At 71.3% G+C, this 13,186-nt stretch carries 13 protein-coding genes; 9 read left to right on the top strand and 4 right to left on the bottom strand.

Going from position 1 to position 13,186, the window contains the following annotated elements; all coding sequences use genetic code 11:
• The first annotated feature begins 348 nt into the window (after positions 1–348).
• The 7 genes from ABD52_RS32665 (at position 349) to pstB (ending at position 7,425) form a co-directional block, all read left to right on the top strand.
• The gene (locus ABD52_RS32665) at positions 349–1,068 is read left to right on the top strand and encodes a response regulator transcription factor (protein ID WP_176739763.1); all 720 of its coding nucleotides are present in this window, start codon (positions 349–351) and stop codon (positions 1,066–1,068) included.
• A 150-nt stretch (positions 1,069–1,218) separates the two neighbouring features.
• Complete coding sequence (locus ABD52_RS32660; protein WP_047894269.1) at positions 1,219–2,073, top strand: polysaccharide deacetylase family protein; 855 nt, start codon at positions 1,219–1,221, stop codon at positions 2,071–2,073.
• Between the two features lie 67 nt (positions 2,074–2,140).
• Positions 2,141–3,079 (top strand): mycothiol synthase, encoded by a 939-nt coding sequence (gene mshD / locus ABD52_RS32655; RefSeq protein WP_030272143.1) that lies wholly within the window; start codon positions 2,141–2,143, stop codon positions 3,077–3,079.
• A gap of 233 nt (positions 3,080–3,312) precedes the next feature.
• Positions 3,313–4,416, top strand: a complete 1,104-nt coding sequence (gene pstS, locus ABD52_RS32650; protein ID WP_047894268.1) for a phosphate ABC transporter substrate-binding protein PstS — start codon at positions 3,313–3,315, stop codon at positions 4,414–4,416.
• Between the two features lie 41 nt (positions 4,417–4,457).
• A complete protein-coding gene (pstC, locus tag ABD52_RS32645) occupies positions 4,458–5,543 on the top strand; it encodes a phosphate ABC transporter permease subunit PstC (protein WP_013288827.1) in 1,086 nt (361 codons plus the stop codon).
• Positions 5,540–6,628 carry a phosphate ABC transporter permease PstA gene (pstA, locus tag ABD52_RS32640; protein ID WP_047894267.1) on the top strand — a complete coding sequence of 363 codons (1,089 nt, stop codon included), beginning with the start codon at positions 5,540–5,542 and terminating at the stop codon, positions 6,626–6,628. Before pstC ends, pstA begins: the two co-directional genes overlap by 4 nt.
• A gap of 20 nt (positions 6,629–6,648) precedes the next feature.
• Positions 6,649–7,425 carry a phosphate ABC transporter ATP-binding protein PstB gene (gene pstB, locus ABD52_RS32635; protein WP_013288829.1) on the top strand — a complete coding sequence of 259 codons (777 nt, stop codon included), beginning with the start codon at positions 6,649–6,651 and terminating at the stop codon, positions 7,423–7,425.
• Between the two features lie 71 nt (positions 7,426–7,496).
• On the opposite strand, the gene ABD52_RS32630 is transcribed toward pstB, so the two are convergent.
• Positions 7,497–8,324 carry an NUDIX domain-containing protein gene (locus tag ABD52_RS32630; protein ID WP_047894266.1) on the bottom strand — a complete coding sequence of 276 codons (828 nt, stop codon included), beginning with the start codon at positions 8,322–8,324 and terminating at the stop codon, positions 7,497–7,499.
• Between the two features lie 463 nt (positions 8,325–8,787).
• Between ABD52_RS32630 and ABD52_RS32625 the strand changes: the two genes are divergently transcribed.
• Both ABD52_RS32625 and ABD52_RS32620 read left to right on the top strand, forming a co-directional pair.
• Positions 8,788–9,381, top strand: coding sequence for a DinB family protein (locus ABD52_RS32625; RefSeq protein WP_047894265.1), 594 nt, complete (start codon positions 8,788–8,790; stop codon positions 9,379–9,381).
• Positions 9,382–9,440: 59 nt separating this feature from the next.
• Positions 9,441–10,409 (top strand): Gfo/Idh/MocA family protein, encoded by a 969-nt coding sequence (locus ABD52_RS32620; RefSeq protein WP_047894264.1) that lies wholly within the window; start codon positions 9,441–9,443, stop codon positions 10,407–10,409.
• Between the two features lie 43 nt (positions 10,410–10,452).
• On the opposite strand, the gene ABD52_RS32615 is transcribed toward ABD52_RS32620, so the two are convergent.
• The 3 genes from ABD52_RS32615 to ABD52_RS32605 all read right to left on the bottom strand — a co-directional run.
• Positions 10,453–11,457 carry an inorganic phosphate transporter gene (locus tag ABD52_RS32615; protein ID WP_013288833.1) on the bottom strand — a complete coding sequence of 335 codons (1,005 nt, stop codon included), beginning with the start codon at positions 11,455–11,457 and terminating at the stop codon, positions 10,453–10,455.
• Positions 11,458–11,461: 4 nt separating this feature from the next.
• Entirely contained in the window at positions 11,462–12,088 is a 627-nt protein-coding gene (locus ABD52_RS32610) for a DUF47 domain-containing protein (RefSeq protein WP_013288834.1), read from the bottom strand.
• Positions 12,089–12,237: 149 nt separating this feature from the next.
• On the bottom strand, positions 12,238–13,186 hold a 949-nt coding region (locus tag ABD52_RS32605; RefSeq protein WP_368665026.1), incomplete at its 5' end, for a PPK2 family polyphosphate kinase.

Raw genomic sequence — 13,186 nt, 5'->3', positions numbered from 1 at the left:
ACCTCGCGCGACACCGGTCGTGAACCGTGGGCCGGACGGCCCGGCGGACGGGTCGTCGGCCCACGGTTCACGACCGGTGTCGCGCGAGGTGGAGGGAAACACGCCCCGATCGTGCCAGACCCGGGCGGCTCGGCGGAGGTCCCGGTTTCGACGACGTTAAAACCTGCGCCGCGATCGAGGGCAGAAAGGGCAAACGGTAAATCGCGCGAAGGTGACGGCCGGTCCATCGGTTACGCTCAGGCCGTTACCCGCCCGTCGACGACGCCGGGACCCACGCAAGTTCACAGTGCCGCCCGCACCCGGGCGTGTCGCTGGTCGCGCGCGGCCGGAAGGCCGCCGGGACGGAGGGTGATCGTGGAGCTCCTGCTGCTCGTGACCGCGCGGGCCGGTGAGCCGTCGGCGGTGTTGCCGGCACTCGACCTGCTGCCGCACTCGGTTCGCACCGCACCCCGCGACGTCCGCACGCTGGTCTCCGGCCCGACCCCGGACGCCGTCCTGGTGGACGCCCGCTCCGAGCTGAGCGAGGCGCGGGCCACCTGCCGGATGCTGCACGCCACCGGGCTCGGCGTACCGCTCGTCGCGGTCGTCACCGAGGCCGGGCTGATCGCGCTCAACGCGGACTGGGGCGTCGACGACGTGATCCTGGCCGGCGCCGGGCCGGCCGAGGTGGAGGCCCGGCTCCGGCTCGCGGTCGGCCGGCTCAGCAACGCCACCGCCGGCGCCGGCGGCTCGATCCGGGCCGGCGAGCTGAACATCGACCCGGACACGTACGCTGCCAAGCTGAAGGGCCGGCCGCTCGACCTCACGTACAAGGAGTTCGAGCTGTTGAAGTTCCTGGCCCAGCACCCGGGGCGGGTGTTCACCCGGGACCAGTTGCTGCGCGAGGTCTGGGGCTACGACTACTTCGGCGGCACCCGGACGGTGGACGTGCACGTGCGGCGGCTGCGCGCCAAGCTCGGCTCGGAGTACGAGTCGATGATCGGAACCGTCCGCCAGGTGGGCTACAAGTTCGTCGTCCCGCCATCGCGCTCGCTGCCGGAGCCGGAGCCCGCCCCGCTGCCGGTCTGACCGCCCACGCCCCACCCCACTAGAGGGCACTTTTCTTATATGCCCTTTTTGCCCGATCAGTCAGCCATATTCTGGCTGCCGGAATTGTCGGGCTAAGGGGGCGACGGTGCGTGCGGTGACCACGGGGGCGACGAACGGCCGGTGCCGCTGATGCGGGGCTCCACGCTGCGCGCCGCCGGGCTCGTGACAGTCGTACTGGCCGGCCTGCTCGGATCGGCGTTCGCGCTGGGCCGCAGCCTGGTGCCCGACCCGCATCCGTCGGCCGCCGGAGTCGCCACCACGCTCAACGGGCCGCGCTACGGCGAGCAGCCACCCAGCACCGACTTCCCGGGCGGCACGGCCAGCCCACGGCCGAGCCCCGACGCCGCGCCGGACGCCGCACCGGTCGAGCCCGGCGGCGACGGCCCGTACGGCGCCCTGGTCGCCACCGGCTCGTCCCAGGTCGCGCTCACCTTCGACGACGGCCCCGACCCCCGCTGGACCCCGCAGGTGCTCGCACTGCTGGCCCAGTACGGCGTACGGGCGACCTTCTGCGTCGTCGGCGAGAACGTCGAGGCCCACCCGGACCTGGTCCGGTCGATCGTGGCCGAGGGCCACACGCTGTGCAACCACTCCTGGAACCACGACATCAACCTGGGCAAGCGAGCCCCGGCGACGATCCGGGCCGACCTGCTGCGCACGAACGACGCGATCCTGGCCGCCGCGCCCGACGCGCGGATCGCGTACTACCGCCAGCCCGGCGGGGCCTGGACGCCGTCCGTCATGTCGGCCTGCGCCGACCTGAGTCTCACCCCGCTGCACTGGAGTGTGGACCCGTCGGACTGGAAGGCGCCGGGCGCCACCACCATCGAGGCGATGGTCCGCTCGCAGATGGGGCCCGGCGCGATCGTGCTCATGCACGACGCGGGCGGGGACCGGTCCGGCACCGTCAGCGCGTTGCAGCAACTCCTGCCCGAACTGCTGGCCCGGTTCGAGCTGGAGGCGCTGCCCGTCGGCAGCCCGTGACGAGCGCCACCGATCGCCGTCGTCGTCCGACGGGAACCGCGGCCCGCCTGCCGCTACCGTGACTCAGATGAGCAGCACCGAGCCGACGAGTGGTGCCGGGGCCGACGGGATCGACCGGGCGGACCGGCTGACGCCGGACGAGGTCGCCGAGGTGCTGGCGCTGGCCCGCGCCGCCGGTGACGCCGACGGCGCCGACCCGCTCGACGAGCACGTGCTGCTGCGGCTGCGCGACCCCGAGGCGCCCGCCGTGCACCTCACCGCCCGGACCACCGAGGGCACCCTCACCGGGTACGCGCACCTCGACACCACCGCCCCGGCCGAGGGAGTCGGCGTGGAGATGGTCGTGCACCCGGCGTACCGGCGGCGTGGCTCCGGCCGGGCGCTGGCCCGTGGCGTGGTGGCCGCCGCGTCCGGACCGCTGCGCGCCTGGGCGCACGGCGACCACCCGTCGGCCGCCGCACTGGCCGTCGACCTGGGCTTCTCCCGGGCGCGGGTGCTCTGGCAGATGCGCCGTCCGCTCACCGCCGAGCTGCCGGCACCGGTCGTACCGGAGGGCGTGACGCTGCGCGCGTTCCGCCCCGGCGAGGACGACGAGGCCTGGCTGGCGGTGAACAACGCCGCCTTCGCCCAGCACCCGGAGCAGGGCAAGTGGACGCTCGACGACCTGCGCGTCCGCATCGCCGAGCCGTGGTTCGACAGGGCCGGATTCCTGCTCGCCGTCGACTCCGCCACCGGGCGGCTGCTCGGCTTCCACTGGACCAAGGTGCACGAGCAGCAGGGCTCGGCCCGCATCGGCGAGGTCTACGTGCTCGGCGTCGACCCGTCCGCGCACCGGGGCGGGCTGGGCCGGGTGCTCACCGCCGCGGGCCTGACCCACCTGCGCGACGAGCGCGGGCTGGACCGGGTGATGCTCTACGTGGACGAGAGCAACACCGCCGCTGTGGCGCTCTACGAGCGGCTGGGCTTCGCGCACTGGTCCGCGCACGTCAACTACCAGCTCGGCTGAGCGCTCGCCGGCCCCGGAAATTCGCCACAAAGGCGATAGCGGGCTGCTAGTTCACGAAATGGACAACCCCTCCTCAGCGTACGGCCACCTCGTCGGCTGAACGTGTTCACCGCGCGTTCACTTACGTCCGGCGAACCGTCCACCTGGCCCTCCTACCTTTCGTGTCAGCCGGTCAGCGCCGGCCCCCGGCACTCCGGGCGACCTGACCAAAGACGTGAAGGGAAACCCCTCAAGTGAAGCTCCAGCGGCACGGCGCCATCGCCTGTCTCGCTCTTACCGCGGTTCTCGGTCTCAGCGCCTGCGGCTCGGACAACAACGAGCCGGCCGGTGCCTCCACCTCCGGTTCCGCCGCCGCGGTGGACTGCGCGACGGGCACGCTGAACGCGCAGGGCTCCTCCGCCCAGAAGAACGCCATGGCCGAGTGGATCAAGGCTTACCAGCAGAAGTGCGCCGGCACCACGATCAACTACGAGCCGAGCGGCTCGGGCGCCGGCATCCAGGCCTTCATCGCCGGCACCGCCGACTTCGCCGGCTCGGACTCCGCCCTCAAGCCGGAGGAGCAGCCGCAGGCCGACGCCAAGTGCACCGGCGGCCAGGCGCTCAACCTGCCGATGGTCATCGGCCCGGTCGCCGTCGTCTACAACGTCAGCGGCGCGGACAACCTCCAGTTCAGCCCGGCCACCCTGGCGAAGATCTTCGCCGGCAAGGTGACCAAGTGGGACGACGCGGCGATCAAGGCCGACAACCCGGACGCCAAGCTGCCGTCGACCGCGATCCAGGCGGTGCACCGCTCGGACGAGTCGGGCACCACCGACAACTTCACCAAGTACCTCTCCAAGACCGCCGAGGCGGACTGGACGCTCGGCAACTCCAAGGCGTGGAAGGCCCCGGGCGGCGTCGGCGCGGCCAAGTCCGACGGTGTGGCCAGCAAGGTCAAGAGCACCGACGGCACCATCAGCTACGTCGAGTGGTCGTACGCCGAGAACTCCGACCTGAAAATGGCGAAGATCAAGAACGGCAACGGCGAGTTCGTCGAGCTGACCGGCGACTCGGCCGGGAAGACCATCGCGGGCGCCAAGTTCGAGGGTCAGGGCAACGACCTGAAGATGTCGATCGACTACAACACCAAGGAGGCCGGGGCGTACCCGATCGTCCTGGCGACCTACGAGATCGTCTGCAGCAAGGGCCTCGCCGCCGACAAGCTGCCGCTGGTCAAGGGCCTGCTCGGCCACGCCGCCAGCGCCGAGGGGCAGAAGGAGCTCGTCGAGCTGGGCTACGCGCCGCTGCCCGAGACCGTCCGCACCAAGGTCGAGGCCGCGGTCAAGAGCCTCTCCTGACGCTCTGACCGACACCTCCTCAACACGAAGCGAGCGAGCAGATGGGTGACACCCCTCACCGCTCGGCCCACGCCGGCACCGGCGGGAACCCCGTGACCACGAGTCACGAGCGACCCGCCGGTGCCTCGGCGCGTGTGGCCGAGCGCCCCGGTAACCCGGGCCGCCCCGACGGTGGCCTCGGCGGCGGCGGCGCCCTCCCCCGGGCCCGCGCCTTCGGCGCGGAACGGGCGTTCCGCGGCCTGACCCTGGCCGCCGGCACCACGGTCCTGGTGGTCATCGCGGCCATCGCGATCTTCCTGATCGCCAAGGCCGTCCCGGCGCTGCGGGCCAACACCGAGTCGTTCTGGACGTTCGAGGGCTGGTTCCCGAACGACGACCCGCCGCAGTTCGGCATCGGCGCGCTCGCCTTCGGTACGGTCCTGAGCTCGCTGCTGGCGCTGCTCATGGCGGTGCCGGTCGCGCTGGGCATCGCCCTGTACCTGTCGCACTACGCGCCCCGGCGGCTCGGCAACGCCCTGGGCTTCCTGATCGACCTGCTGGCCGCCGTGCCGAGCGTCGTGTTCGGCCTCTGGGGCCGGGACTACTTCGCCCAGCCGGTCGCCGACCTGTCCGCGTGGCTGAACAGGTACTTCGGCTGGATCCCGATCTTCGGCGACGGCCCGTACGGCAACTCGATCCTGCTCGGCTCGGTGGTGCTCGCCATCATGGTGCTGCCGATCGTCACCTCACTGTCCCGCGAGGTGTTCCGGCAGACCCCGACCGCCAACGAGGAGGCCGCGCTCGCGCTCGGCGCCACCCGCTGGGAGATGATCCGCACCGCGGTCCTCCCGTACGGGCGGCCCGGCGTCATCGCCGCGGTGATGCTCGGCCTGGGCCGGGCGCTCGGCGAGACCATCGCGCTGGCGCTCACGCTCGGCTCCACGTACGCCATCTCGTTCAACATCCTGCAGAGCGGCGGCAACTCGATCGCCGCGAACATCGCCAACCGGTTCGCCGAGGCGAACGACACCGGCCGGGGCGCACTCATCGCCTCCGGCCTGGTGCTGTTCGCGATCACGCTGATCGTCAACATCACCGCGCGGGCGATCATCCACCGGCGGCGCGAGTTCACGGAGTCGGCCGCATGACCACTACCCTCACCCCCCGCCGCCCGCGCCCGCCGGCCCAGCCGGCCACGCTGCGGGCGAAGCGTCTTCCCGCGTACGCCGCTCCGGCCATCGCCGTCGCGGCGCTGCTGCTCGCGGCGGGCATCGTGTACGGCGCCGGCATCGGCGGCCCGGTCCTGGTCGTGGTGGTCGGCGCGCTGCTCTACCTGGCCGGTCTCTTCGTCGCGGCGAACGCGGTGGAGGGCCGCCGGTCGGCCCGCAACCGCACCTGGAGCGCGCTGATCCACTCCGCGTTCGTGCTGGCGGTGCTGCCGCTGGCCTCGGTGGTCTGGACGCTTGTCAGCAAGGGCTCCGAGCGGCTGGACGCCAACTTCTTCGGCACCTCGATGAACAACATCGGCTCGCGGGACGCCAACGGCGGCGCGTACCACGCGATCGTCGGCACGTTGCAGCAGGTGGGCATCGCCACCCTGATCACGGTGCCGCTCGGCGTGCTCTGCGCGATCTACATCGTCGAGTACGGCCGGGGCCGGTTCGCGTTCACCATCCGCTTCTTCGTGGACGTGATGACCGGCATCCCGTCGATCGTCACCGGCCTGTTCGTGCTGGCCTTCTGGGTGCTGGTCGTCTCGCCGTGGTTCAACGACGGCCGGCCGGGCTTCTCCGGCTTCGCCGCCGCGCTGGCGCTGAGCGTGCTGATGCTGCCCACAGTGGTCCGCTCCACCGAGGAGATGCTCCGGCTGGTGCCGGCGCCGCTGCGCGAGGGCGCGTACGCCCTGGGCGTACCGAAGTGGAAGACCATCCTGCGGGTCGTGCTGCCGACCGCGCTGCCCGGCATCGTCACCGGCATCATGCTCGCCATCGCGCGGGCCGCCGGTGAGACCGCCCCGGTGCTGCTCGTCGCCGGCGGCGGCGCGGCGATCAACTTCAACCCGTTCGAGAACAACCAGTCGTCGCTGGCCCTCTTCGTCTACCAGCAGGCCGGCGAGGCGTCGAAGTACTCGCCGGCACGGGCGTGGACCGCGGCGCTGACCCTGGTCGCCCTCGTCCTCGTCCTCACCGTCGCGGCGAAGTTGCTGGCCCGTCGTAACCGGCTCGGCCGATGAACCCCGGAGGTACCGCCACCATGGCCAAGCGCATCGAAGCCACGAACGTGACCGCCTACTACGGCGGGTTCAAGGCGATCGAGAACATCAACCTGACCGTCGAGCCGAAGACCGTCACCGCCCTGATCGGGCCGTCCGGCTGCGGCAAGTCCACGTTCCTGCGGTCGATCAACCGGATGCACGAGGTGCTGCCCGGCGCCCGGGTCGAGGGCAGCCTCACCATCGACGACCAGGACATCTACGACCGAGACGTGGACGTCACGGCGGTCCGCCGGATGATCGGCATGGTCTTCCAGCGGCCGAACCCGTTCCCCACCATGAGCATCTTCGAGAACGTTGTGGCGGGCCTGCGGCTCAACGGCGTGCGGCGCAAGTCGATCCTGGAGGAGGCGGCCGAGCGGGCGCTCCGCTCGGCGAACCTGTGGGACGAGGTGAAGGACCGCCTCGCCAAGCCCGGCGCGGGCCTGTCCGGCGGTCAGCAGCAGCGGCTCTGCATCGCCCGCACCATCGCTGTCGAGCCGCAGGTGGTGTTGATGGACGAGCCCTGCTCGGCGCTGGACCCGATCTCCACGCTGGCCATCGAGGACCTGATGTTCCAGCTCAAGGACAAGTTCACCATCATCATCGTCACGCACAACATGCAGCAGGCCGCGCGGGTGTCGGACCGGACCGCCTTCTTCTCGATCGAGAAGACCGGCGACCCGGGGCGCCTGATCGAGTACGACAACACCCAGAAGATCTTCAGCAACCCGAGCCAGAAGAAGACCGAGGACTACATCACCGGCCGCTTCGGCTGAGGTGTAAGGAGGGGGCCCCTGTTAACGCCTCCGGTAGAGGAAGGGGCCCCTCTTAACACCGCCGACCGAGGTCAGCTCAGGCGGAAGCGGGGCTCGGCACCGTCCAGGCCGTCGATGTGCGGCAGGATCGGCGTACCCGGCTCTCGCTCCGCCGCAGCGCGGGCCACGCCGGCGAGGTCGCCCGCGGCGGCGACCTCGGCGAGCGTGACCATGGTGGGCGGCAGCATGGTCAGCTCGCCGGCCTCCGCCCGGGCCAGCGCGTCCGCCGGGCGCAGCCACAGCGTGTGGTCGGCCTCGCCGGAGACGTCCCGGGTCCGCTGCCCCTCGGGCAGCAGGGCCACGAAGAAGTACGTGTCGAAGCGGCGCGGCTCGAACTCCGGGGTGATCCACCGGCTCCATGGCAGCAGCAGGTCGGACCGGAGCGTCAGGCCCCGACCGGCCAGCAGGTCCGCGAAGCCGACCCGCCGCCCCTCCAGGTCCTGCCGGGCCGTCTCCCAGTCGTCGCCGCTCACGTCGCCTACCACCGTGTCCGGGTCCGGCCCGGCGAGCAGCACGCCCGCCTCCTCGAAGACCTCGCGGGCGGCGGCGCACACCACCGCCTGCGCGGCGGCCGGGTCGAGCCGGAGGCGCTCCCCCCACGCCGCCGGGTGCGGGCCGGCCCAGCCGAGGTGCGCCTCCGAGTCGGAGCGGTCCACCCCGCCGCCGGGGAAGGCGTACATGCCGCCGAACGTCATCGCCGCCACCCGGCGGATCATGTAGACCTCGAAGCCGTCGCCGGCCGGGCGGAGCAGCAGCACGGTGGCGGCGACCCGGGGTACGGCTGGTACGGCGCCCTCGGCCTGGAACCGGCGGGCGTGCTCCACCAGGGCGGGGGGTGCGGCGAAGCCGTCGATCGTCATGCGCCGAGCCTAGTTCGCGACGGGCGGCCCGGCCGGGGGCGGCCGGGCCGAGACGCACGCCGCCTCACCCACACTCCCCGACCGCGCCGTCTAGTCACGATGCGTAGTTTTCGGCCCCGAGCAACAGGCACCCCTCTGCCGCCTTTGCTCTGCAGCCAGATCCGCATCGGCAACCGTCCGTGAGCGGTGCGGATGAGGCTGCAGAGCAAAGTGGGCGCGAGGTGGTCAGCCCAACTCGCGCCAAGGCCGCCTTATGTCCGGATGATCGCCTTTGGACGTCTGACTTCGACGAGGAGGCGGGCGGCAGCCGTCACTCTGCGCGTTCTTCACGCTACGTGTTCGCCGCGAAGCGGCATCAGCTCGCCGCGCCCGGTCGTGCGGGCCGGCCGGACCAGCCAAACCAGCCGGACCGTCGCCGGCACTGGGCAGCGGCCGCCGGTCGCGACTGGCAGGGTGGTGACCTATGATCGACGACTTCGCGAAGCAGTATCTGCACAACGACCTGCGCCAGATCCGCGAGGCGATGCTGTGGAAGCTCGACGGGCTGTCCGAGTACGACGTGCGCCGTCCCCTGACCGCGTCCGGCACCAACCTGCTCGGCCTGGTCAAGCACCTGTCCTTCGGGGAGGCCCGGTACTTCGGCGAGGTGTTCGGCAGGCCGTTCCCGGAGCCGCTGCCCCGGTGGGACGACCCGGATCCGGACGGCACCGACATGTGGGCGACCGAGCACGAGACCCGCGAGGAGGTGATCGGCCGCTACCGGCGGGCGGCCGAGCACGCGGACGCGACGATCGACGCCCTCGCCGTCGACGCTCCCGGCCACGTGCCGTGGTGGCCCCGCCCGGACGTCAAGTTGTTCAACATCCTGGTCCACGTGGTGGCCGAGACCAATCGGCACGCGGGGCACGCCGACATCCTGCGCGAGCAGCTCGACGGCTCGACCGGGGCATGGGCCGAGTACGCGCACCTGGAACCCGACCAGCCGACGCTGACGGCACGTCGGGCGACGATCGAACGGGCCGCCCGGGCCGCCGCCGACACCCACGGCACCGCCTGACATCCCGACGGGTGGATCACCCTGCCGGCCCCGGAGCAGGAAGGGATAGCGTGCCGGGCATGACGCGTTGGGGAATCCTGGCCACCGGAAACATCGCCGCCCGCTTCGCCGAGGATCTGCGGCTGGTGCCGGACGCCGAGCTGGTCGCGGTCGGCTCGCGTACCCGGGAGAGCGCCGAACTGTTCGCGCGCCGGCACGACGTGCCGCGGGCGTACGCCTCGTGGGCGGAACTGGCCGCGGACCCGGACCTGGACGCGATCTACGTGGCAACGCCGCACGCCGCGCACCACGAGGCGGCGCTCGCCTGCCTGGCCGGCGGCAAGGCCGTGCTGGTGGAGAAGCCGTGCACGCTGGACCTGCCGACCACCACCGAGCTGGTGGAGACGGCCCGCGCCCGAGGGCTGTTCCTCATGGAGGCCATGTGGATGCGGACGAACCCGCTGACCCTGCGGGTGCTGGAGCTGATCCGGGACGGCGCGATCGGTGAGGTGACGCACGTACGGGCGGACTTCGGCGTGGCCGGCCCGTTCCCGCCGGAGCACCGGATGCGGGCCCGCACGCTCGGCGGCGGCGCGCTGCTGGACCTCGGCGTCTACCCGCTGAGCCTGGCCCACCTGGTGCTCGGCGTGCCGCAGCACGTGCAGGCGTGGGCCAAGCTGACCCCGGAGGCGGTGGACGAGAACACCGGCATGGTGCTCGGCTGGGACTCCGGCGCGGTGGCGACGCTCAGCTGCGGCATGGTCGGGGCGACCGAGATCTCCGCGTCGATCACCGGTACGACCGGCCGGATCGACCTGCCCGAGCTGTTCTTCCGGCCCGCGCACGTGGTGCTGCATCGGGCCGGCGCCGAGCCGGAGACGATCCCGGCGGACCTGACCGGCGGCGGTTACCAGTACGAGGCGATCGAGGTGCAGCGCTGCCTGGCAGCCGGGCTGACCGAGAGCCCGCTGGTCCCGCACTCCGCCACGCTCGAGGTGATGGGCCTGATCGACGACATCAAGGCCCGGATCGGCGTCTCCTACGCGTGAGGGGTCCCCCGCCACGGCGGGGAACCCCTCGGCGTCAGGTCACTCAGAACAAAGGCCGGACCAGCAGGTACGCGAGGCAGGCGATCGCGGCGGCGGCCGGGAACGTGATGATCCAGGCGATCACGATGTTGCCCGCCACGTTCCAGCGCACCGCGGAGAGCCGTTTCGTCGCGCCCACACCCATGATCGCCGAGGTGATCGTGTGCGTGGTGGAGATCGGTGCCTTCAGCACCAGCGCGTTGAAGTAGAGCACCGCGCTGGCCACGGTCTCGGCTGCGAAGCCCTCGGCCGGGCCGAGGTCGATGATCTTCCGGCCGAGCGTCCGGATGATCCGCCAGCCGCCCGCGTACGTGCCGGCGGCCAGCATCGCGGCGGAGGTCCAGAAGACCCAGCCCGGGATGTGCGTCTTGCTCTCCTGGAAACCGCCGGTGTAGAGCGCGAGCACGATGATGCCCATGGTCTTGGCGGCGTCCTGCATGCCGTGGCCGACCGACATGGCGGCGGCGGACGCGGTCTGCGCCCACCGGAAGCCACGGCTGAGCTTGCCGGGCTGGCCCTTCCGGAACAGCCACATGATCGCCAGCATCATCAGGAAGCCGAGGATCAGGCCGACCACCGGCGAGAGCACCATCGGGATGAGGACCTTCTCGATGATGGTGCCCCACTGGACGATGCCGTCGGCGGCGAACAGGGTGGCGCCGACCAGGCCGCCGAAGAGGGCGTGCGAGGACGAGGACGGCAGGCCGAAGTACCAGGTGATCAGGTTCCAGATGATCGCGCCGAGCACGCCGGCGAAGACCACGCCGAGGCTCTCCACCCCGGTCGGCAACGTCACCAGTCCGTCGCCGACCGTCTTGGCCACCCCGGCGCCGAAGTGCGCGCCGACGAAGTTGCCGACGGCGGCCAGCGCGAGCGCGATCCGGGGGGTCAGCGCCCGGGTCGAGATGCTGGTGGCGATCGCGTTGGCCGCGTCATGGAAGCCGTTCGTGTAGTCGAACGCCATGGCGACCGCGATCACCGCCAGCACGGCGATGAGTTCGGGTGTCACTGGATCAGGACTCCTTGACCGCGATGGTCTCGACGGTGTTGGCGACGTGCTCGAAGGCGTCGCAGGCGGCCTCCAGCTCGTCGGCCACCTCCTTCATCTTCAGCACCGTGAGCGCGTCGTACTCACCGGAGAAGAGGCGGACCAGCAGCATCCGGTACGCCTGGTCGCCGTCGTTCTCGAGCCGGTTGCACTCGATCCAGTAGTCCTCGAGATCCTTCATCGACTTCAGCCGGGGCATCGCCTCGGCGGTGAGCTTGGCCTGCAGGTCGAGCACGTTGACCAGCTCGTGCAGCTCGCGCGGGAGCGACGGGAGCTTGGTCAGGCCGTACAGGTAGAGCAGGTTGCCGACCGCCTCCAGGTGGTCCATCACGTCGTCGAGCAGCGAGCCCAGCCGGTAGATGTCCTCCCGGTCGAACGGCGTGATGAACGTGGAGTTGATCTTCTTGTACAGCTCGTGCGTGATCTGGTCGCTGTCGTGCTCGATGTCGGTCAGCCGCTCGCTGATCGACTGCACGTCGGCACCGGGCAGACCCAGCTCGTTGAGCAGTTCGGTCCCCTTCACCAGGTTCTGCGCGGCCCTGGTGAAGAGCTCGTAGAAGGCGCCCTCGGTGGGACGGAAGGAAAACTTCACAGCACGGACCTCGTCGTGTCGGTGGAAGGGTGGCCGTCGCCCCCCGGGCGTCTGCTCTGCGCATGCTAGGGACCGCGCCGAACCCACTTTCGATCGGCCCACCCCTGGTCAGGCCCGATTCACCGCTCGTTCACCTTCCGTTCACCTGATCACGGACGGCGCTGGCTCCGTAACCGGTCACGCTCCCGTTCGACGTCGAAATCGGCAGGCGGATACCCCAGATCCAACCCGCCGAACGTCTCCCGCAGCAGGTGGGCGACCGCCCAGTCCCGGTACCACTTGCGGTCCGCCGGCACCACGAACCAGGGCGCGGCGTCCGTGCCACAACGCTCCAGAGCCTCGGCGTACGCGTCCTGGTAGTCGCCCCAGCGTGCCCGGGTGTCCAGGTCGCTGGGGTTGAACTTCCAGAACTTCGTCGGGTCGGTGAGCCGCTCCATGAGTCGCTCGCCCTGCTCGGCGTACGAGATGTGCAGCATGACCTTCACCACTGTGACCGCCTGCTCGGTCAGTTCCCGCTCGAAGTCGTTGATGATCGCGTACCGGGACCGCCAGGTCGCCTCGTCGACCAGCCCTTCGACCCGGGCGATGAGCACGTCCTCGTAGTGGGAGCGGTTGAACACGCCCACGTACCCGGGTGGCGGCAGCGCCCGGCGTACCCGCCACAGGAAGTCGTGCCGCAACTCCTCCTCGGTCGGCGGCCCGAACGAGCGGATGTGCAGCCCGAGCGGGTTCATCGCGCCCGCCACCCGCTTGACCGTGCCGTCCTTGCCACCGCAGTCCATCGCCTGGAGCACCAGCAGCACCCGGCGCGGCCGGTCGCCGTCCAGCCCCGCGTCCGCCTGCGCCGGCGCGCTGGTGGCGCCGCCCGGCCCGGCGGCGCCCTGCGCGGAGGCGTACAGCATCTCCTGCCGCCGCCCCAGTTCCGCGCCGATCAGCTCGACCTGGGCCCGCGCCCACTCCTTGCGCGCCGGCCCGTGCCCGGCCGCCACCGGTAGGCCCGGCGTCGACCGAGGATCGACAGCCGCCAGATCGACAGTGCCCGGCCCCACCCGAAGCAGTTCCCGCATAGGCCCGCCGACGGGCCCCACCACCTCACTC

Origin of the sequence: Micromonospora sp. RV43, assembly GCF_001029515.1 — a bacterium.
GTDB classification, from domain to species: domain Bacteria; phylum Actinomycetota; class Actinomycetes; order Mycobacteriales; family Micromonosporaceae; genus Micromonospora; species Micromonospora aurantiaca.
The sequence above is the reverse complement of the archived record's forward strand: the minus strand, read 5'-3'. Positions and strand labels throughout refer to the sequence as shown.